Raw genomic sequence first — 21,992 nt, 5'->3', positions numbered from 1 at the left:
CCCAGAGTAGTGAGGAAAAGACCGACTAAATACCCCACAAAGAAAAATGCCAGTCAGCTTAACTGACTGGCATTAGGCAATAACGCCGGCTTTCTTTCTATAAAATGTAAGCAGTTGTAACGCTGCCCATTGGAGCAAACTACCCTTGGTTAGTTCGCTACAACACTTTCATCAGAAATTGGCAGTACAAGTGCGTCAGACGCAATATAACCCGCCACTTCTTTTTGCATTTCCGTTGTTACCGCTGCGCTCGCCGCAGGGCTTAAGCTAGAAGCATGAGCACCACTATTGAACTGTACAATTCCGCTAATTGGATCTGTACCAGGACCTTGCGTGGTTGTCACTTGCTCTAAGCCAATGGTCGCTGCCAGAGGAAGCTGACCTGACAATGGTAACGCTGTTGAAATTGGAATAACTTGATCCGGAAGGTTCGCGTCGCTGCCATCACCCACTACGGTCATCATATGAACTGGCGTATTGCTACCCAGTGTCTGAGCGTAGTTAGTAGGGTCACCAGCATCCATTACCGTTTGCGCAGCAAAAGCAAACTCTGCAAATACTGCATTTACTTGGGCAGCCTGCTCAGCAGTAAGATTTTCTTCAAAAATCGCTACCGCTGCGCGAAGTTGTTCTTCGCTCACATCAGTGGTTTCATACAGTTGATTTAGCAAGGCAACAAACTCTTCAGAAGCCTGAGACAGCAACAGACCTTTGATAAGAGGACCAAACGCGGCTGACTCAATTAGGAACTGAGCAACACCGCCCCCTGGAGACTCAAGAGAAGCTTGCTTGACAGCAAACATGCCATCAAGTGCTGCTAAATCGCCGCCCATCGACGTGTTTGCCACTGAAGCAAAATTACCACCAGTGATAGCGCCTAGAGACACACCCATAATCGATACACGTGACATATCAAACTTAACATTTTGCGCTGCTGTGGTATCGACAACTGCGTTTAGTCCTAAACGTAGACCAAGTAAATCTGACACGCTTTGGCGTAGATTGTCGCGAGCCGTAGGCAAGCTGGCAAGGTTCATATAGTGAGTTGCGCTAACCGTAGTCGCGTTCAGTTCATCTGTACCGTCGCCATTAAGGTCAAAACCGCGGCTACCGTGTAATGGTTGGTCGATTGCTACTGACGCAATACCTGCTAGAGACAGAGTACCTGTGATGGCAAGCATATCTTCTTTTTGGCTGGTAATGCCGTGCGCTAGAATAACCACTGGCCAACCGGCTTCAGGCATGCTGATAGGAAAACCTAAAGCACCTGCAATTGCTGGGTCAGGAATAGTAACCTGAACGTCTAACGTTTCTGTACCCATGTTTCCGCCAGTAGGCTGTGGATATGGGTTGAATTTAGTAATGTTTCTTGCGCTATCTAACATTTCGCCGTTAATACGAACGTCAGCAAGGCCTAGTGAAGAACACATTGCTGCATTAGGACCTGGCTCTGCGTCTGCAAGTAATTCTTGAGGAGCACCAGCTAAAACAATTCCGCTGTCACAAGCTGCCTTCCAGAAATCATTTACTGGAGCAAGTGGGTTCTCTGCACTTGGAACACCCAAGAAATAAGGCAATGCAATATTACCTTCATAACGTTGAGCTGCACAGAATGGACCGGCTTGCGCTAAAATGCCCGTAGAAACACCAACAGCAAATTCGTTCAGCGCCCCCCATTGAGCAGAAAGTTGACCAGACGCCGTACCCGCAAGTCCTGCACAAGTTTCTAACAAGCTGAAATCAGTAGCGTCAATCGCTGCTTGAATGTTATCTGGTAGACCTTGTTTACCCTGCTCTACTGCGCCAGCTACAACAGCAGCGTTTACAAGACCAAGTGCTTCCATGGCATTAGGCGCTGCAGATACATCGCTTACCGTTATTGCAGGTAGTGCAGTTGGAGCGGACGGGTCACCGCCAGCAGCCAGTTGTGCAAAACGGCTAATCATGACCTTCTTGATGGTATCAAGCGAGTTGGCAATAGACTGTGTGGTGAAAGCTGACACGTAAGTAATGTCTTCACGGTCGAAACCCGCACCAAGCACTGGATTAACTAACGAATTAACTAAGCCTTGTAATTGAAGCTGTGCTGCACTTGATAGAGGATTAGTGTCGATGTCTTGTCTTACTGAGTCCCACGTAGTTGAACCCTGAACCGATTTGCCAGAAGAGTCTTTCAAATCAGTGGTCATTACTAACATGTAGCCCTGAGCTGCTTTTAGCGGCTTAAGAGGAACAAAAGTAATCGTGTTGCTATCAGCAAGGCTGAGTACGTAATCAACACCAAAGGTAAGTTGATCGCCAAGCTTACAACCCGCAGAAGGTGTTGTAACCTGCGCACAGTCAGGATCACTTTGGTCAAGACCTAACGTTGCTTCAAAAAGCAATACGCCAGAAGATAATGTACTTGCATCAAGCGATGCGCCAGCAGGTGTTTCTACATTAATTACAAACGGGTGTTGAGTTGACCAACCGTCTAACACGTTGAGTGCATTTTGCGGGTCAGCAAAATCTGTAGGGTCATCGACCGGAATATTCAGTGTGTAATCAAAGAAACCATCATCGCCTGGAAGCATCAGAAGGTCGTTTGGAATGTTCAAGTTCCCATTAGCTGGGTCAAAAACGATTCGTGAAAATGGTGTTTGGACTTCTGTTTCGGCCTGAATGTCGGAAAGGGTTTCATCGGAGCCACCACAGCCTGCTAGACCCAGCGCAAGGGCCACACTGGAACTTAATACGAGTTTTCTCATCTCTACTCCCTACAAGCATTGTTGTTATTCTGTGTCTAAAACTTAACTCTATTAAAAGTAGCTTGGTCTACCCTGTCTTTACAGGCGTAGATGATAGTTTTAAACATGTTAGACCAGTTGTATCTTCCTCAATCTTATTGACTTTGTTGCAACTTTGCAAAGTTTTGTTAACTACTTTTGTTAACTTTTTTTACGTTTGAAGAAATTTTCATTCATTGTTTTACTTGTGAGTCAGGCTGAGTATGATCTGAGGTTTGATTCTTAATTGGGTCTACAGGCCCCAATCATTGCGATATAAATGAACCTTTTGAAGGAAAATGATGAACGATTACAACGCACCAGCGGATTTATTGCGCGATAAAGTTATTCTTATCACCGGGGCTGGCGATGGAATTGGTGCACAAGCCGCAAAAACGTATGCTGCACATGGCGCTATTTGTATTTTATTAGGCCGCACCGTGTCTAAACTTGAAGCTGTGTACGACGACATTGTCGCAGCAGGTGGTCAAGAACCCGCCATTGTTCCTTTAGATATCAAAGGCGCAACGCCCTCTCATTATCAGCAAATGACGCAAACCATTATTGACCAGTTTGGCCGATTAGATGGTGTTCTTCACAATGCGAGTATTTTAGGTCACCTTAGTGCATTTAAAGATATTGATGCGCAAGAATGGCAAGACGTGATGCAAATTAACCTAAATGGCATGGTTTTCATGACACAAGCGCTTATTCCCGCTTTAGAAAAGGCAGAAAGTGCATCGGTAATTTTCACCACCTCTAGCGTAGGCAGAAAAGGTCGCGCATTTTGGGGAACGTACGCCGTATCAAAATTCGCAACAGAAGGCGTTATGCAAACCCTTGCTGATGAATATCGAAATAAGTCACTGCGCTTTAACTGTATTAATCCAGGTGGTACCCGCACACAAATGCGCGCTCAAGCGTTTCCAGCAGAAAACCCTGATACACTAAAAACACCTGAAGATATTATGCCTACGTATCTTTATCTTATGGGCGAAGAAAGTAAGGAAACAACCGGACAGTCACTTGATTGCCAACCAAAGTAATTAACGAAAGCAATGTTCCGTTAAACAAAAAAACCGCTTAAGAAGCACTTAAGCGGTTTTTTATATGGCTAAAGGCCAGTGCCTACTCGCCCATTTTGGCCCATGTATCTCGTAGACCTACTGTGCGGTTGAAGACCGGCTTGTCGTCTGTGCTGTCTTTATCTACACAGAAGTAGCCAGTGCGTTCAAACTGCCATGCCCCTACTTCAGGAACATTGTCTGCCAATCCGGCTTCTACCCAACCGTGTTTTACTTCCAACGAATCAGGGTTAATCGCATCGGTAAAGTTTTCTTCCGCTGCTGGGTTAGGCACGTTAAACAAGCGGTCGTAAAGCCTAAACTCCGCTGACTGGGCTGTTGCTGCATCCACCCAATGAATAACACCTTTAACTTTGCGGCCATCAGCCGGATCTTTACCTAGAGTATCCGCGTCATAAGTACAAAAAACGGTTGTTACATTACCATTTTCATCTTTTTCAACGCGATTAGCTTTAACCACGTAGGCGTTGCGAAGACGAACTTCTTTATCAAGCACTAAGCGCTTAAACTTCTTGTTCGCCGACTCTCGGAAGTCTTCTGCTTCTATATACACTTCGCGACTGAAGCCGATGTTACGCGTACCCATACTTTCATCGTTAGGATGATTTGGCGCAACAAGCGTTTCTGTCTGGCCTTCCTCATAATTTTCGATAACGAGCTTTATTGGATCTAGTACGGCCATTGCGCGAGGAGCATTTGCATTTAGGTCGTCGCGTATGCACGCTTCTAGCATGGACATTTCAACCATGTTGTCCATCTTAGTCACACCAATGCGTTTACAAAACTCAACGATTGAACCCGGTGTGTAGCCGCGACGGCGTAAACCTGCAATGGTAGGCATGCGTGGGTCGTCCCAGCCATGTACATGGTTTTCGTCGACTAACTGAATAAGACGACGCTTGCTTAATACCGTATATTCTAGATTAAGACGTGAGAATTCATACTGTCTTGGCGTGCAGTCGATAGAAATGTTTTCGATAACCCAATCATAAAGACGACGGTTATCCTGGAACTCTAGTGTACACAGGGAGTGCGTTATTCCCTCAATGGCGTCTGAGATACAATGTGTAAAATCGTACATTGGATACACGCACCATTTATCACCAGTTTGATGATGGTGAGCATGCTTAACGCGATAAATTACCGGGTCACGCATACACATAAATGGCGATGCCATATCAATTTTCGCACGCAGACTACACTTACCTTCTTTATATTCGCCTGCCGTCATTTTGGCAAACTCACTGAGGTTAGTTTCAACGTCTGTATCGCGATAAGGGCTATTTTGACCAGGCTCTTTAAGTGTGCCACGCATTTCGCGCATAACGTCTTGCGCTGAAAAATCTACATAGGCTAAGCCTTTTTCAATAAGTTCAACGGCGTATGCGTGTAGTTGGTCAAAGTAATTCGATGAATAGCGCGCTTCTCCGTCCCACGTAAATCCAAGCCATTGCACATCTTCCTTAATTGAATTAACGAAGGTAATGTCTTCTTTTGCAGGGTTGGTATCGTCAAAGCGTAAATTGCACGTACCTGTGTAGTCTTGAGCAATACCAAAATTCAAGCAGATAGACTTGGCGTGGCCAATGTGTAAGAAGCCATTCGGCTCTGGTGGAAACCGTGTTTTAATTGCGTCATGTAGACCACTAGACAGGTCTTTATCAATAATCTGACGGATAAAATTGGTCGGACGGTGTTCAGTCTCGGCCATTCGCTTGTTCCCCTTATGCACGTAATATTTCAAAATCTCGCTGAGTATAACACTCTCGCAATTACTTCAACCATGTTTTATTCAAAGAAGCCTGACAAGTGATTGAATTAAGAGCGATCTGCAAATACCTTCTAAAACTAAATGCCGTTATGACTTCCAAAATATAAATAAGCACTAACGAAATCGTAACTTTGCGTGGCATTTGAGCGACTGCGTCTCAAAATGCGCGCGTCATTATAAAAATATGGTAATCTAAATTCGCGACAACAAGGTCGTAGCAGCAAATCATGGTGTTTATGAAAGAAAAAGCAACCTCTTTTGACATTGCCCACTTGGCAGGTGTTTCGCAGTCGACGGTTTCGCGAGCGTTAAATAATAGCCCGCTAGTTAATCAAGAAACTAGAGATCGCGTTCAGCGTATTGCCCGGGAACTCAATTACAAAGTGGATAAAAACGCAAGTAACTTGAGAAAGCAAAAGAGCAGCACAATTGCCCTACTCTTGTTTGAAGATCCAACGTCCGATGATTCGATGATTAATCCGTTCTTCCTAGCGATGCTCGGCAGTATTACCCGCGCGTGTGCGCAAGCAAACTATGATCTGCTTGTGTCCTTCCAAAATTTAGATGATGACTGGCACGCAGAATATGAAGACTCAAATAAGGCTGACGGCATTATTCTATTAGGATATGGCGACTATACTGATTACCAAAACAAAGTCGCGCAACTTGAATCGCAGGGCACCCACTTTGTTCGTTGGGGTGCGCCAGATGAAGCCCACCCAGGGGTTAGTATCGGTTGTGATAACTATCAAGGTGGCCAAAGCATAACGTCACATTTAATTGGCTTGGGTAAAACTTCCTTTGCGTTTATTGGCGACAACGGCGATCACGCCCCTGAATTCAAAGCGCGTTTTAACGGTTATTTTGAAACACTTCAATCTCATGGGCTCGATCAGTCAAGTGTTCAACGCAATGCTATTTCGACTGAGGACGCGGGGTCAGAAGCGGTGAAATCATTGCTGCAAAGTGGCGAACTTCCCCAAGCAATTGTCTGCGCATCAGACCTTATTGCAATGGGCGTGCTTAGAGCGCTGCGCCAGGCAAAAGTGAATGTGCCTGATGATGTAGCCGTGGTTGGCTATGACAATATTGCGGTTTCAGCCTACACCACGCCTTCGCTCACCACTGTTCAGCAAAATACCAAACTGGCGGGAGAGTTATTGGTAAACACCTTATTAAAAGCCATTAACAACGAAGACGTTCAGGATTATTTAATGCCTGCGGATATTATTATTAGGCAGTCATGTGGCAGTGAGTAAGCGTGTGCAAATTACACGCTAGAAACTAAACAAAAAGCCCCGGGCGTTAAACAACCACGGGGCTTTTTTATTGTGCGCTAAACACGTTTTATTGGCGGGCCAACTGATGCTTAATTTGAGCAAGTAATGCGCTGTTACTTACTTGACCTTCGCGCACCCATACCTGAACGCCATTGGGCTTAACCGTTGCGGTTAACGCATCACCGAGTTCTACCGTTTGCGTTTCTCCAGATAATTGTTCCGTCCAGTCGCCCGATTGCATAAAGTCACTAACCTCGAAAGATTGTGCGGCATTACCCTTATTAAGCAATACAAGTGCAGTCTGCTGTGTTTCAGCAGTATCAACAACGCGATAAAACGCCGCTTGATGACCGTCAAGTTCAACGTTGACCTGAACACCGCGCTGCAGTGCTACCGTGTTTTTACGCACATTGGCAATCTTTGTTAGCGCCTGTTGAATAGGATGTGTCTTGGCTTGGTCTAGGCGCTCTTGGCCAACATAGTTACGATTGCCAGCATGTTCCGCCGTACCGCGCATGAAGCCAATTTCAGATCCCATGTATACAACCGGAATGCCTCTTACTGTAAACAACCAGTTATGCGCATTAATAAAGCCTTCATCAGTGGCATTAATGCGCGCCATATCGTGGTTATCGTAGAACGTAGTTAATTCATATGGATTGTTATATGGCCCGTGCGTAAGATGAAGCACCGTTTCTAAGTCAGCAAAATCACTCTCTAGCGGCTTTTCAAATACACTCACCATGGCCTTTTGCATAGGAAAGTCTAATACACTGACGCCCCCATTTTTCGGTAACGTATGTTGGGCAATGTTGTTCGCCTCATAGTCAAATGCTTCGCCAAACATAAAAAAGTCAGGGTTTTGCTCGCGTATACGATCTGACGCTTCACGCCAAAACGCATGAGGCACATGCCTGATTGTATCTATTCTAAATGCATCAGCACCTTGAGAAATCCAATACAAATAGCTGTTGATGAGATAATCGCGTACGGCGGGGTTTTCGTCATCTAGATTAGAAAGCTTAACTAAATCTGGATAGTTGTGAAAAAAGCTATGAAGCGGGTTGTTTTCAGGGTCAAGCTCTTCAGGCGCCAAGTTTTGATGATCAGCAACCAGATTTCCATCGCTGTCATATATTTCCCCGTAGCCAGGTAAGTCCTTTTCCATGGTGAAGCTTGGTGTGCCATGATTTGCCACAATATCAAACACGGACTTAATGCCATGCTGACGCATTTTCGCTGTATAGTCACTAACGCTTAAATTGGCGCTAACCAAATGCTCGTCAGCTTTATAGAAATTAGTTGCCCAATAGCCGTGATAACCCGTTTTACCACCGTCTTTAAAGGCACCGCCATAAGTAATGGGTTCATCACCATTAAACGCATAGTCCGGGTTATCGTGGACAGGCGTCATCCATACTGCCGTGAACCCCATTTCTTTAATATAATCGGCGTTGTTTAAGATACCCTGTAAATCACCGCCCATGTAACCCACATAGGCTTTCTTACCTTCAGGACCTTCTAAGGGCAGTTGCCACGTAGGGTGATCGCCTCCCTGCTCCTCATGATTGTTCGAAGGGTCGCCGTCTACAAAACGATCTGTTACAACAAAGTACACCGCTTCGCTAGCAAATGGCGTAGCGGTACCCACGATAGCGTGGCTGTTTTCTTGTATATCGTTAGATGAAAGAACAGATGTACTCGAGCAGGCTGAGCAAAATAAACCAGCTAACGTTAATGCGATTGTTGTACGATTAAATGACATATTAAGCTCCCTGCGCTTCTTCGATTTCTTGCTTATCGGCCTCATTCACGAAGAAAACTGAAACCGCACCAATTAACATAGAAACTCCGGCAACAACGATAATGTACTTTGCGTCGTTGTCGAAAACAGAACTTAGAATCCAGCCAGCAGTTAGGCCCGATACAATTTGAGGGGCGGCTACGGTAAAGTTAAAGATACCCATATAAACACCCGTTTTATTTGCAGGTAACGCACCAGCTAACATAGCGTAAGGCATAGCAAGAATAGCAGCCCACGCAATACCTACGCCTACCATAGGGATTAACAGCTTCACTGCGCCCAAAGGTACTGTTACTTCAGTAATCAGTAAGTTTACGTTGATCATCGTCAGGTCTTGGAATAACAAGAAGCTTACGTAGCTGAGGCCACCTAGCGCTAAAGACGAAGCGTAAACCGTTTTGCGTCCAAACTTGTCAGCAAGTTTTGCCAAGAAAATAGAAAAAATAGCAGCAAATACCGAATACGCAGCAAATAGAATCCCTACCCAATCACCAGCAGCTCCCTTGGCCATGATGATGGTTTCAGGCACCATCGGGGCTGCAGCAATATAAGCTGGGTCAAACCACTGCTTATCTACATTCCATATATGTTGCGTAATAGCAGGTGTGGTATATACCCACATAATAAAGAGCGCAAACCACGAGAAAAACTGCACGACAGCAAGTTGTTTCATCGTCTTTGGCATATCTTTTACTAACGTGAAAAACTCACTTAAGCGTTGTCCTAGCGGTGCTTTAGGCGCTTTTTCAGTTGCAGGCTGCTCTTCGGTAAGCCCTTTATAGCGGTTGTATTCGTCTGGTGCGTATTCTTTGGTACGAACTACCGTCCAAATGACCGTACCAAGCAGTACTGTAGCGCCAATGTAGAAAGCCCAAACAACAGAAGGTGCAACCTCACCCATTTGTGCCGTATTTTCAAGGCCAATAACATTGGTAAGTACAAATGGCAGTATTGAGCCGATAACTGCGCCTATATTGATCAGTAACGACTGAATCGAATAGCCAACATTGCGTTGTGACGGCGGTACCATGTCTGAAACCAATGAGCGAAACGGCTGAAAGCATACGTTAAACGACGCGTCCATAAGTGCAACCATTAACGCGCCCATTACCATAGGTGCCAAGAAGGCAACAAATATCGGCGCATTGGGCAGTAAAATCATACCCAATACTGCGGCGATTGCACCAGCGAGAATGAACGGGCGGCGTCGACCTAATCGATTCCACGTTCTATCAGATGCTGAGCCAACAATTGGTTGAACGATTAACCCCATGATTGGCGCGACGAGCCAAAATAGTGATAGCGAGTGAAGGTCTGCCCCTAAGTCTGAAAGGATCCGACTTACGTTTGCGTTTTGCAGTGCAAAACCGAATTGAACACCTAGAAAGCCAAAGCTGACGTTCCATATTTGCCAGAAAGAAAGGCGTGGTTGAGTTGCTTGCATACTTTGCTCTATTTATTGTTTTACTATAGTTAATACGATTACTGCACAATGAAAACACTAGCAGACATTGCTGGTAAGCTTAAGGTATCCGTCGTCTTAAAAGATATCCCATCGCTAACTCGTGTTAACGTCTGGTGTGTGCTTAGCACCTCTGCATACTTGTTTAGAGGCAGGTCCACTGGCTTTTTATTTAAGATGACCAATATTTTATCAGACTGATTAGTATGTGATTTATCTGCACCACTGGCTAAATCGACATTTGCCTCTCGAATATAGGTATAAACCCCATTCTCCGGTGCAAAATGCTTCAACAGGCCTTTAAACTGCATAGTGTGTGATTTACGCAGTTGAAGTAACCCCTTCACACGCTGCTGTGCCCAACGCTCATCATCCGTTAGACCGTGCCCGGTAAAAGCGTTTTTGTCATTGTCCGAAGGCCACCCGCCTGGAAAGTCAGAACGAATAATACCGTGGTCTTCACTGCCTTCGTTACCCATTAAAATTTCTGTACCGTAAAAAACTTGTGGAATACCGCGCGTAGTGAGCAATAGCGTCATCGCCATATTCCATTTGTCTTTATCATTACCGAGCTGAGTAAAAATGCGGCTCATATCGTGGTTATCAGGAAAGATGACCAAATTATTCGGGTCGCCATACAAAAAGTCAGTAGCTAAGGTTTCGTATACAGAGATGAAGCCAGAATTCCAGCTTTCATCATTACTCAACGCTTCAACGACTGCGGCTTGAAGCGGGAAATCCATAACCGATGGTAGAGCGCTATCGTAGTCATCGTGGCGGTGGCTACCCGCCTGCCAATATGCCGTGATTGCGGGGTTAACTGACCACTCTTCCCCTACTATATTGAAATTCGGGTACTCGTCCATTATGCGGTTTGTCCATTGGCTCAAAAACGCCTTATCAGGATAGGAGTACGTATCCACACGTATTCCACTTAGCCCAGCGCTTTCAACCCACCAAATCGCGTTTTGAATAAGGTAGTTTGCTAAATGCGGATTGCGCTGATTCAAGTCCGGCATGGTTGGCACAAACCAACCATCGCTAAACCCTTTTATATCGCTTGCTATGGCGTGAGGGTCGTGAAGAGCTTCACGCTTGTGGGTTGTCCCTACAAATTTACCGTTGTTATTGATCCAGTCGTGTGACGGCGTATCTTTCATCCATAAATGATTACTGCCTATATGGTTAAGTACCATATCCATTATAATGCCAAGACCCTTTGACTTAGCTTCAGTACTTAACGCAATAAAATCGTCATTGGAACCAAATCGAGGGTCTATTTTGTAGTAATCCGTGGTGGAATAGCCATGATAACTGTATTTATCCATGGCATTTTCGAGCATGGGCATTGTCCATATTTGAGTAAAGCCCATATCCTGAATGTAATTGAGGTTATCAACAATACCTTGAATGTCACCACCGTGGCGACCACCTTTGAATGAACGGTCTGCGGGATCGCCATAACCCTTAACATTATCATTTTCCTTATTACCATTGGCATATCTGTCGGGGGCAATAAGATAAATAGCATCTTGAGGCCCAAAGCCTTCGCGCGACGCTGAGCCTTGTGCTCTTTTTTCTAACGTGTAAGTGAAATCACGGGTCGTACCATCGCTGTCAGTAAGCCTGATAACTAATTCCTGGGCACTAGCATTCGACGTGTCTAGCGTTACGAATAGATAGTTTTCACTATCAAGGGCTTGGCTATGCTTAACTCTTACATCGCCTTTCGCTATTGAAACAGTGTCGTCGGCAACACCATCACCATAAAGCATCAATTCTACATTACTGTTTTGCATACCAACCCACCAATTCGGCGGGTAAACATCAATGCCACTGTTTGCAGATGATTGAACTGAGAACAAAGGAAATGTAGTGATACAGCTGAGGAGAAGCGGAATTGCGCGCTTTTGGATTTTTTTATGACCACTGTCATTAGTTACACGATTACGTTTTGGCACATCAACCCCATGTTAAAAATACGTTAAGTACAAGATGGTGATGAGATACTACCTTGCCCGTCCGATCTGACCAATGCTCTGCATACGTATTCACGAAACACCATGTAAAAAAACATGGTGTTTCGCGTTAACTCATCGGAATGTGATAAAACCTAATTAGAAGGCGAATACTTTAGTCTCAAGCCCTTCCAATGAGAACGAAGCGCTGTAGTTAATGCCCGCTTTTTCTAGTGTTATGCCTTCATGAGAAAGCATAGGCGCTAGCGTGATCCGATCGCTATCTTTACCTAAAACATTTGAAGGAACAACAAGCTTCATTGCACCTGTAGGCTTATCGTTAAAATTAGCCACAACCACAAATCCGTGCTCACCTTGCGCGCGCACAAAAGCAAATTGCTGCTCAGTATAGGCTGAATCTTTCACATCAAGATTGAGCGCGTGAAGGCTTTGATATTCACCTGTAACCGCAGGGTTTGTGGCAGCAATAGCCATCACGTCTTGGTAAAATTGGTGAAGTGCTTTTTCATCTTCGGTAGATTTCCCTGCATCAAACTTACCGTCGTTCATAAAACGCTGATGGGCAGGAACACCTACATAATCGAAAATTGACGTACGTGTTGGATCTCCAAAACCAGTCTCCTCGCTGCCGTCTTCACCCACATCTTGACCAAAGTACAACAACGTAGGCGAACGGCTAATAAGCGCACTCACTGCGAGCGCGGGTTTACCTTTCTGGGCACTACCGGCAAAGTCGGGGCTGGCTATACGTTGTTCGTCGTGATTTTCTAAAAAATGAAGCATATGCGGGGCGATATCATTGATTTCATCATGAATAGTAACCAGTTTGCTTACTTCTCCACTCCCCTGCATAATCGTTTTTAATGTGTCGTAGAAACCCACCTTGTCGTAAAGGTAGTCCATTTTGCCTTGGTGGATATACTCGCGATACTTATCTGGTTGATAAACTTCCGCTAGCAAGAACGCATTAGGTGTCTTTTGTTTAATACTGCTATTTAGAAACGACCAAAACTCGACAGGCACCATTTCGGCCATATCGTAGCGGAAACCGTCGACACCTTTATCTATCCAATAATGTGCAATATCTCTGAATTTATACCACGAATCTGGTACGTCTTTTCCTTGCCAAAATGCGGCATGTTCTTCAAAAGACTTATCACTGTACTCTTCAGGTAAAACTGGAAAGTCGTAAGTGCCGTCAGGCTTCACGCCATAGTTCACTTTTACGGTCTCGTACCAGTCGTTTATATCCGGTTTCGAAGCTCTAGCCCCGTTGCCTGTCCATTTTGCTGGAAACTCTTCGAACTTACCGTCAGATAGTGGATGCTTTTCACCACCTAGAGGTTGATAGTTATCAGCTGTGGGCACTTGAAACGCTTCACCTACTACATAGTAAAAGTTGTTATCACGGGCGTATTCAACAGACGTGTCGTCGTGCGCGCCGAAATCACTTACACCTTCAGGTGCAGAAAGTGAATGGTAATCACGGGCGACATGATTAGGCACGATATCGATAATAACCTTCATTCCCGCTGCGTGAGTCCTGGCAATTAGCGCTTCAAATTCTTCTAAACGCTTGGCTGGATCATCGGCTAGGTCTGGATTAACGTTGTAGTAATCTTTAACTGCGTAGGGAGAACCCGCTCTGCCTTTCACTACATCTGGGTCGTCGTTTGAAATACCAAAATCAGTGTAGTCATTAATCACCGCATGGTGCGGCACACCGGTATACCAGATATGACTGGTTCCCAAAGATTTTATGGCCTTTAGCGCTTCGGGAGTAAAATCACTAAACTTACCTACCCCATTGTGCTCAATTGTGCCCCAAGGCTGGTTATTTGTATTCGTGTTTCCAAACAAGCGAGTAAAAACTTGATAAACGACAGGTTTACCTTGCCTTTCAGCCGAATCGTTTAGCGTCGAACTTTCGCCGCTTTGACCAAATGGTTTCAGGCTAGCGTCTTTGGTCACCGGTTTTTGATTATTCACTGGAGAGGTCGGCCCTGTACACGCTGTTATTCCAATTGACAGCATAGCAATTGACAAGGGTTTAAGACAAAAACGAAATTGGAAATTTGGCATGGTAATCATTGTGATAAACGTAAATTATGCCAACAGGATACGCGTTAACTGGATGTTAAAAAACATGCATACGTATTCAAACATAAAAAAACCGCCTAACGAGGCGGCTTAGTATTCCAGATAGCATGGTGTCATGCTGCATGAGCTATGCGAAGCGGCTTTCGAGTATGCTCAATGGTGGGAACGGCTACATCGCCAATAGCTTGTAACGCACTATTTAGTTCTGAATGAATCTTTCTGTGAAAACCTTTTAGTGGTTTTGCTAAATCATCAAGCAGTACATGCGGTGACAATCTATATGGCATACGTTTGCCATTGAATTCAATAGCTTCACCTACTGGATTGAAATGAATACCGAATGCCTTCATTCTTCTTGCTAACTTAGGCTCCATTAGCACATAGGCATGCTTAACGTTTAAATGAAGGCACACACTCGTTGCCATTAAGTACAGCGCAATTGAAAGATAAGGAAAATGCTCAACGTTAAATGGAACATTTTTCTTTTGTTTAACTTTTTCAATTTTTTCAGAGGGTAGGATTTTAGAGCGTAACTGTCGCACTCTAAATTCTCTCGGTATTGCAAGGCGAGAGATTTCACAGACGCTTTGTGGGGACAAGTTTGAAGGTAGCAATGCACCATCGCCAATTACTTCCGCACACTTTTCTTCTAATGGAAGTGCCAAGCCAGCTTCAGTTGGCAAGACCAACCTTATCGTGCCTGCACACTCTCCTGTTGGCAAATGCTTGATGTAGCAATTGATCGCGCGATCATCAAACTTGTCTTTTTCTAATTCAGTGGCATTTTTCTGCTCGAAGTTCATTTCTTCACAATACACTTTGTGTCGCGTTTTATAACTCACCTGCTTTTCACTTTCTTCGTTAGCAATCACAAGTTCGTAACGACTAAAGAAGAAATTAGAAATACTCTCTTCGAGTGAGAAACGACTAGGGAGTACCCTAGAAAATGTTTGTGGTAGTCGACTCAGTTTGTTAGACACGGCGCCATTAAACGCTCGAACTGCGTTCATTGTTCTCATCTTCAACGCAAAGCTCCCCTGATTTAATTTATTATTAGGCTTGTGGGTAACTTCCTGTTCGCAACGACAGCCTTAGTTATTTAATTACTATTTAATCTTAGATTTGTTATTCGTATCTCTACTTTGTCTGATAAGTGCATCCCCACTTACGTAATCAGACTTTGACAGACGGTCATACAGCAACACATTTGCTGTGGCCGCTAAATTCATGCATGAAAAAGTAGGAACGTAGACAACATGATCGCACCAAGACAAAACGTCTTCGCCAATACTGCCATCTTCAGGACCTAGCAAGTAAAACGCATTGCTCGGGTGCTCAAACAAAGGTAGTGGTGTAGCACCCTCTACCAGTTCAACCGCTACGACTGACGCACCTTCAGGCACTACTTCTTTTAAGTCGTCGACCCCAATGGTCGGAATGACTTTATGAAACGCTTTCGTATCCGCATTAAAATCTTTAGCAAATCGATAGCGCTGACCAGTATAAAAAACGCTGGCCACACCATAACAACCTGCAGCTCGCAGTATAGAAGCAACATTTACGGGATTTTTCGGGTTTATTAACCCAATTGACATTTTCTGATTCGCAATTTGCACGTTTGTATTTATTTTATTTTTTATTCAGCATTTGATATTGCCACGTTCTTTATCACGCTTCTAGACAGGTTAGCGTAAACTAACCTTAAGTATGATTAAATTTATCTAAAAAGCGGTAGACACAAAACTCGCGATTCAACTATGCCAATAAGCATTTCTGCCAATGAGCACTGGTCTCCTCTTGCTATCGAGAAGCACGTGATATTGCAAAGCGTGGTCGATTATAATTTCTATATTTTAATAACGTGTGACAGTTTGGTCTATTTACTCAATCCCTTTTTTAAGAAGGATTTAATGTTGAGATAAATGAACCACCTGAAATCTTCGCATCGTTAAAAAAACAGCGTTTATTGCCACCTGTTCAGCAAGATGTAGACCAATTTAATGAAAATATTGCACATTCCCTGCAAAGTTTACATAAGAATGCTTCATAAACTCGATAAAATTCATTTTTTTCAAAATGTTACTAAAATAGGAAATATGGCAACTTATGTTCAAACGGGAAGACAACAGCGCTAGTTATAAGCGATGTAAGGGAAATAGCGTTGCTAAATTCAACAATTCACGCTGTGTAAGACTGGTACTAGAAGTAAGAATTAGTAACTTAAGTTTAAACTGTTGCCAAATTGAAACAGGCTAAAATACTGAAAATTAAAGTTTTATTGGAGATAAAAAAAAGCTTGGAAAAAAAACCAAGCTCTATAAGCCTTTTGTTGCGATTTGCATACAGGCTTTGTACAGAAAGAAGAAATCAGTCTGGTAGCTATGCGCTTTTGCGCTGTCTTTCCACTGAATTCTCATAGCAATGTTTAAGATAGCGTCTTGCCATGCGCCGCCCTTGACCGTAGCCTCGCAATAACTTCTTCTTATCCATAGTTAAACGCTTAACGCAAAAAGCTTCATCAGGCGCTATCACACGGATTGTGCAGTCGTCGGGTGGATTATTGAGAAAAGCTAACGTTTCGTTATAAATGGCTGCACGCTGCAACATCTTATCGAGTAGCGCAGGCTGGTTGCCATACATCTTTTGCATTAGCCAAACAGACTTTACTTCTGGTTTTGTAAAACCTAACGGTTGAGAAAGAATAACCGTGATATCCTTCGCACCCATTTTGTATGCTTGGATAGCAGGTATTGCATCTGCCACTCCCCCGTCCAAGTATCGCGTACCATTTATTGAAATTTCGTCTCGGTATGCAGTTGGCAACGCACAGGAAGCTACCATTAAATCATCAACATTATCTTTGGTGGCTTGTATATATTCACATTCACCTGACTCTGCATTAGTAATCCCAACATACAGTGGCATGCTGCTTTTTTCACCTGGTGCAGGAATATTCATGGACTGTTTAGAGTGATGCCATAGCCAATGAACATCTGTCATGTGCCCACCTTTTATGAAACGAAGCGGGCTAAAAAACTCCCTCTTTGTGGCGTATTGCGTGATGATGGTTTTACTAAGCCCATGCATTTTCGATACGTAGGTTGAAAGATTAGTTGCGCCAGCTGAAACACCAATCGCGAAGTCGAACGAATGGTAGTCATGCTCCATGAATTTGTCTAACACGCCTGCTGCAAAAACTCCGCGCATAGCGCCACCTTCAACAACGAGTGCACGTTTCATTTTCATCTCCTTTTGAATAAATTCAACCACTCTGGTACGACCACTATTTTCTTGGTGATACTACTAGAGAATCAAGAGATATGCCAAAAACAAAAAACCGCGAACTACGTCGCGGTTTTTAAATCTTGGTTTATTAGAAATTTACCAAGTTAGCATCTGTTCGGTCTTACTTTTTCGTAACCGTTAACGTAGGTGCATTTCCATCAGGGCCAGATACCTTAAACTCGTATAGACCAGACTCTGCAACTTCAATCATTAGATTATTGTTACTTGCGCCAAGTGTTTTCGGCTCGCTAGGCGTTACTACGTTGCTTGCTGCATCGTTCGGGTTGCCAAGGTTTACTGTCGACCAGTCTTCAGAAGCGACTTTGAATTCAATACTACCTGCGCTCAACTCAATGTCTGCGGTATAAACACCTTCTCCTTGATACTCAAACATATCGACCGCTCCCCAGCCGTTCATACCACCACGGATATAAACTTGATTGTCGCCCCAAAACGCTTCTTTAAATACACCAATGGTTGGCGCATTTAAATCAGTGACATTGAATACGAACACATAGCGGTCTGCGGTTTCAATGTTCAAAATAAGATTGTCGTTAGTGGCGGCGAGTCCCAGTGTCTGACCAGGCGCAAGGTTGCGATCTGAATCATCGGCTGATATCGCACCGAAGTTCACGGTACTCCAATCTTCTGAAGAAACCTTAAACTCGTAAGTCCCTGGCTCAACATCACGAGAGAAAGTGTAAATACGTCCGCCTTGGTACGCAAACTCCTCTGCCGTACCCCAGTCGTTCATTGCACCACGAAGATACACTGGTGTGCCAACATAGGGCTCTTCGTTCTCAACCTTAAGGATTGGTGCTTCGCTATCAGTCGCATCAATAGTAAACAGATAGGTCGCGCTCGTCGCTGGTGTAAATGAAAGGTTGGTATTAGTACGTGCAAGAACCTTTTCTTCGCCCGCTATCACTGTACCTTCTTCACCATCCGCTGCGCCAAAGTTCACTGTACTCCAATCTTCAGATGCTAATTTGAATCCATATGTAACGCCACCTTCAAGTATAGCTATTACGGTGTACTTACCGTCACCCTGATAGGTAAATGCATCATCCGTTGACCAACCATTCATATCTCCACGCAGGTAAGCGATGGTGTCGCCGTAAGGAACAACATCAGGCGCACCAGACGTGGCATACGCTGATAGACCATAACCTTGCGCTCCAGACTGTGGTTTTACGAACACAGCAATAGTTAGTGCAGGAACGGTAAAGGTTCCATTACCATCTTCACCTTCTACAAATGTGGCGCCGCGTACCGCTGCATCGACAGAATTCATTTGTGTGGCGTGAAGCGAAAAGCCTGTTGCTGTGTTTACCGTGATAGACTTATCTTCATACCCTGTATTCACTAGCACCATAACCGCATCATTCATTATGTCTAAATCTTGGCGAGGTACTTCGCTGTTTTCAGATATGCCGTCATCAATACTCATCGCTATAAGACCACGCTGCTGGCGTTCACCAATATTGTGGAAACCTATACGGTCGATGATGTCTTCAGCGGTGGTTAATCTAAACAGCGGACTTGTCATTCGAATATTAAGCAATTCTGCAAACACATCAGAGGCAAACATAATATCTGCCATTGAGGCCGTGCGATTTGGATTGTAAATGAATTCACCCATTTCTTCCCAACGGGCTTCGTTGTCTTGTGCCAACGGTAAACCTACGTTCCAGTTGTTCGTTTCGTAGGTGAAGTCGACGTAGTTAAACCAGTCGCCCGCATCATAGGTATTTCTATCCATTGATTTTGAGCGAAGCATGTCGCCGCCCATTTGTAAAAATGGAATACCTTGAGACACAAGATTAATACCCATTGCCACATTTTGGGCACGAACCCGCTGTTCTAGAGTAATATCTTGTGGAAGCGTGTAGTTTAACTGATCCCACAGTGTTTCATTATCGTGCTTCGACACGTAGTTAATGATATCCGCAGGATCTTCTGCATAGCCGCCTAAGTTACTGGTAGCGCCTGCACTTCCTGAAGACGTCTCCAAAACATAGTCTTTTAACGTTCCGATCATGCCCATTTTTACACGGTCTTGCGCGCTTAATAGCCCTTCATCTTCCGGCCTAAAGATAGCGCCCTGGCGAATAGCTTCGCGAATACGGTCGTTATAGGTACCAATCTCAGTACCGGCCATATTGAGCTGGCTCGCTTGCTCGTAACCGCGGTCTATTTTAGTCCAGCCTTCACCGTAGAAATAGTTGTCAGCATCGATAGCTTGGACTGCATCACGCAAGCGTACCATAGTGTCTTTTGTAGCTTGGCTCATGATGTCGAAACGGAATGAATCATACTTATAATGCTCAGTCCACATCAGCAGCGAATCTTCCATGAACTTTTCCATCATGACATTGCGAGGCTCTGTGTCATCACAGCACGTTTCACGAACAATCGCACCCGTATCCACTTCATAACGGTGATAGTAGCCCGGTACCGCTTTGTCTAATACTGACTTACTGAAAACACCAGACGCATTGGTATGGTTATAGACTACATCAAGTGCAACACGTAGCCCCATCTCGTGAAGTGCTTGGATCATGGCGCGCATTTCTACAATGCGTTCTACTCCCTCTGCACTCGACGCATAGCTGCCTTCCGGCGCGTTAAAGTGATGAGGATCATAGCCCCAGTTGAATGTATCTAGATTGCGTAAATCATTAGTAAGCTGCTGGGCTTTACCCGCTTGAGATAAAGGATCGTAACCGTTATAAACGTCAATTAGCAATGCATCAGCGCTTTCTTCTTCACATACCGCAGCACTGCTATTTAAGCGACACAGTTTGCCTACCGTATCGTATAAATCTACCGTTTTTGTTGGATCCTCATCGATGGTTGCAATGTCATTTGCTGGAAGTATATGGAAGTAAGTAAGCCCTGCATCAACAAGCTTTTTAAGGTGCTCAACCGGTGCTGTGCCCTCTTCAGTAAAGGCAAGGTATTTACCTCGATTTTCTTCAGAAGTAGACATATCACGCACACTGAAATCACGAATGTGACCTTGGTAAATAACTGCGTCTTCGTAATTTTCAACCGTAGGGATGGTGTGAGAATCCCACCCTTCAGGTTTTAAATCATCATCAGCTAGATTTACGAAGCGAGAGAAACGGCCGTTTGTGCTTAGTGACACAGAATATGGGTCTGTAACAAGCAGCGTTTCTACATTCCCCGAAATAGGGTGATAGACGGTAACTTCATAACGGTAAAGCTGACGGTCAAGGGACATATCGCCTTCATGACGCCAGACACCAGACGTATCATCGCGAACCATATCAATACGTTGGCTTAATGTCTTGTTGTCGTTATAAATCAGAAGATCAACATTTGAAGCAGTAGGCGCCCACAATGCGGCAGTAATACCTGTATCAGAGTAGATACCACCAAGTTGAGCTTCGTCGGCATCGTCTTCACCGAGCGTATATAGTGCGTCTATTCCGTTAGCCAGTTGGATCCCGGTCGCAACAACAAGCGCACCGTCAGCATCGTAACCCCCTACTACGGCTTGTGTCGTCAACACGGTTTTAGCATCTTCAACCGACCAGTCGCCTTCCCAAGCCTGCATAGCAGATAAGTGCGGCGCACGGGCAGATTGCTCTTCGGTAAGTGTTGTACTCATTAACGTTACTTGAGTACCGTTAATACCCTCTTCCAGCGTACTCTCTAAGTCAGCCTGTGCTGAATAGTGAAGTTTCACCTCTGAAACGGTTTCAGGTACGTCCCATAAAATAGTGTTGGCATCTAACCAATGCGCGCCAAAACCCTCGATATCAACAGGCTGAGGACCAAGAGACATGATAGGAAACTCGAATATGGTTGCCTCGCCAGAGAGGGTAAAATTCATGCGTACAAATGTTTCATCATCTTGTACTAAAGAACCCTGGAAGTTTCCGCCCCCCATTTCTTTTCCGGCATCGTCAGTGCCTTTGTGGATGATGAAATTGTGACAGCTCCCATACCCTTCTTTAAGGTCTAGAATCCAATACGCACCATAGTTAGGATCGATACCGCTATGAATGCGACCGTTGGCCCAATCCGTGTCTGCGTCAGCATAAGCATCACACTCGTCATTGTTCCAAGTATGTAGTCTCCAGCCTTCATAAGCTGCATCGTTACTTGAGTTATCAGCGTCAACAGCAGCCCGATTATAATAAAGTACAGCTTGATTAGATGAAGGGGTAAATACAGGTGCAGGTAAACTTGGATCAGCACCGGCTTCACATGCATCGTTCGCTTCATTAGGTACGAGCGGCGCATCGCATTGAATAGGTGGTGGCGGTTCACAAGCCGTACCGGTTGAATTAGGTACATTTGGCACCTCACAGGTAAGCAGATCGTTCGTGCCCGACTCTACGCCCGAGCCACCGCAACCTGCAAGTGTATATGCGCCTACTACGAGTAACGCAGCGCGCACTACTCTTTTTTTAGTAAACATAGAATTCT

At 44.5% G+C, this 21,992-nt stretch carries 12 protein-coding genes; 2 read left to right on the top strand and 10 right to left on the bottom strand.

Translation table 11 applies throughout. The features are described 5' to 3' along the window. Positions 1-149: 149 nt before the first annotated feature. On the bottom strand, positions 150-2,747 hold the full coding sequence (locus tag NO989_RS12230; RefSeq protein ID WP_278346712.1) for a VolA/Pla-1 family phospholipase: 2,598 nt from the start codon (positions 2,745-2,747) through the stop codon (positions 150-152). Between the two features lie 320 nt (positions 2,748-3,067). On the opposite strand from NO989_RS12230, the gene NO989_RS12225 reads away from it, so the two are divergent. After that, positions 3,068-3,811 (top strand): YciK family oxidoreductase, encoded by a 744-nt coding sequence (locus tag NO989_RS12225; protein WP_371342655.1) that lies wholly within the window; start codon positions 3,068-3,070, stop codon positions 3,809-3,811. Between the two features lie 82 nt (positions 3,812-3,893). Here the strand turns inward: NO989_RS12225 and glnS are convergent, their stop codons facing one another. After that, positions 3,894-5,561 (bottom strand): glutamine--tRNA ligase, encoded by a 1,668-nt coding sequence (glnS, locus tag NO989_RS12220; RefSeq protein WP_371342654.1) that lies wholly within the window; start codon positions 5,559-5,561, stop codon positions 3,894-3,896. A 296-nt stretch (positions 5,562-5,857) separates the two neighbouring features. Between glnS and NO989_RS12215 the strand changes: the two genes are divergently transcribed. Then, the gene (locus NO989_RS12215) at positions 5,858-6,880 is read left to right on the top strand and encodes a LacI family DNA-binding transcriptional regulator (RefSeq protein ID WP_014949462.1); all 1,023 of its coding nucleotides are present in this window, start codon (positions 5,858-5,860) and stop codon (positions 6,878-6,880) included. 88 nt (positions 6,881-6,968) lie between these two features. Here NO989_RS12215 and NO989_RS12210 read toward each other — a convergent pair whose 3' ends face one another. The 8 genes from NO989_RS12210 to NO989_RS12175 form a co-directional block, all read right to left on the bottom strand. Then, positions 6,969-8,666: an alpha-amylase family glycosyl hydrolase gene (locus NO989_RS12210; protein ID WP_371342653.1), complete on the bottom strand. Its 1,698-nt coding sequence runs from the start codon at positions 8,664-8,666 to the stop codon at positions 6,969-6,971. A 1-nt stretch (position 8,667) separates the two neighbouring features. Further along, complete coding sequence (locus NO989_RS12205; RefSeq protein ID WP_049588619.1) at positions 8,668-10,149, bottom strand: MFS transporter; 1,482 nt, start codon at positions 10,147-10,149, stop codon at positions 8,668-8,670. 38 nt (positions 10,150-10,187) lie between these two features. Beyond that, positions 10,188-12,128 (bottom strand): glycoside hydrolase family 13 protein, encoded by a 1,941-nt coding sequence (locus NO989_RS12200; RefSeq protein WP_371342652.1) that lies wholly within the window; start codon positions 12,126-12,128, stop codon positions 10,188-10,190. 156 nt (positions 12,129-12,284) lie between these two features. Continuing rightward, complete coding sequence (locus NO989_RS12195; RefSeq protein WP_371342651.1) at positions 12,285-14,237, bottom strand: alpha-amylase family protein; 1,953 nt, start codon at positions 14,235-14,237, stop codon at positions 12,285-12,287. A 122-nt stretch (positions 14,238-14,359) separates the two neighbouring features. Beyond that, positions 14,360-15,256, bottom strand: a complete 897-nt coding sequence (locus NO989_RS12190; RefSeq protein ID WP_049588622.1) for a PEP-CTERM/exosortase system-associated acyltransferase — start codon at positions 15,254-15,256, stop codon at positions 14,360-14,362. A gap of 96 nt (positions 15,257-15,352) precedes the next feature. Further along, positions 15,353-15,841, bottom strand: coding sequence for an RNA methyltransferase (locus tag NO989_RS12185; RefSeq protein ID WP_207198495.1), 489 nt, complete (start codon positions 15,839-15,841; stop codon positions 15,353-15,355). A gap of 784 nt (positions 15,842-16,625) precedes the next feature. Further along, positions 16,626-17,486, bottom strand: a complete 861-nt coding sequence (locus NO989_RS12180; RefSeq protein WP_014949455.1) for a patatin family protein — start codon at positions 17,484-17,486, stop codon at positions 16,626-16,628. A 166-nt stretch (positions 17,487-17,652) separates the two neighbouring features. After that, positions 17,653-21,984: an alpha-1,6-glucosidase domain-containing protein gene (locus NO989_RS12175; protein ID WP_371342650.1), complete on the bottom strand. Its 4,332-nt coding sequence runs from the start codon at positions 21,982-21,984 to the stop codon at positions 17,653-17,655. Positions 21,985-21,992: the final 8 nt, after the last annotated feature.

Source organism: Alteromonas sp. DY56-G5 (genome assembly GCF_041414725.1).
Lineage (GTDB): Bacteria > Pseudomonadota > Gammaproteobacteria > Enterobacterales > Alteromonadaceae > Alteromonas > Alteromonas macleodii.
This window is presented reverse-complemented; position numbering and strand designations above follow the sequence as displayed.

Bases quoted from the DNA above. Each gene is read 5' to 3' on its own strand.
- NO989_RS12185 (WP_207198495.1), bottom strand. From the start codon at position 15,841: ATGTCAATTGGGTTAATAAACCCGAAAAATCCCGTAAATGTTGCTTCT.
- NO989_RS12215 (WP_014949462.1), top strand. From the start codon at position 5,858: ATGAAAGAAAAAGCAACCTCTTTTGACATTGCCCACTTGGCAGGTGTT.
- NO989_RS12180 (WP_014949455.1), bottom strand. From the start codon at position 17,486: ATGAAACGTGCACTCGTTGTTGAAGGTGGCGCTATGCGCGGAGTTTTT.
- NO989_RS12205 (WP_049588619.1), bottom strand. From the start codon at position 10,149: ATGCAAGCAACTCAACCACGCCTTTCTTTCTGGCAAATATGGAACGTC.
- NO989_RS12230 (WP_278346712.1), bottom strand. From the start codon at position 2,747: ATGAGAAAACTCGTATTAAGTTCCAGTGTGGCCCTTGCGCTGGGTCTA.
- NO989_RS12210 (WP_371342653.1), bottom strand. From the start codon at position 8,666: ATGTCATTTAATCGTACAACAATCGCATTAACGTTAGCTGGTTTATTT.
- NO989_RS12190 (WP_049588622.1), bottom strand. From the start codon at position 15,256: ATGAACGCAGTTCGAGCGTTTAATGGCGCCGTGTCTAACAAACTGAGT.
- NO989_RS12175 (WP_371342650.1), bottom strand. From the start codon at position 21,984: ATGTTTACTAAAAAAAGAGTAGTGCGCGCTGCGTTACTCGTAGTAGGC.
- NO989_RS12225 (WP_371342655.1), top strand. From the start codon at position 3,068: ATGAACGATTACAACGCACCAGCGGATTTATTGCGCGATAAAGTTATT.
- NO989_RS12195 (WP_371342651.1), bottom strand. From the start codon at position 14,237: ATGATTACCATGCCAAATTTCCAATTTCGTTTTTGTCTTAAACCCTTG.
- glnS (WP_371342654.1), bottom strand. From the start codon at position 5,561: ATGGCCGAGACTGAACACCGTCCGACCAATTTTATCCGTCAGATTATT.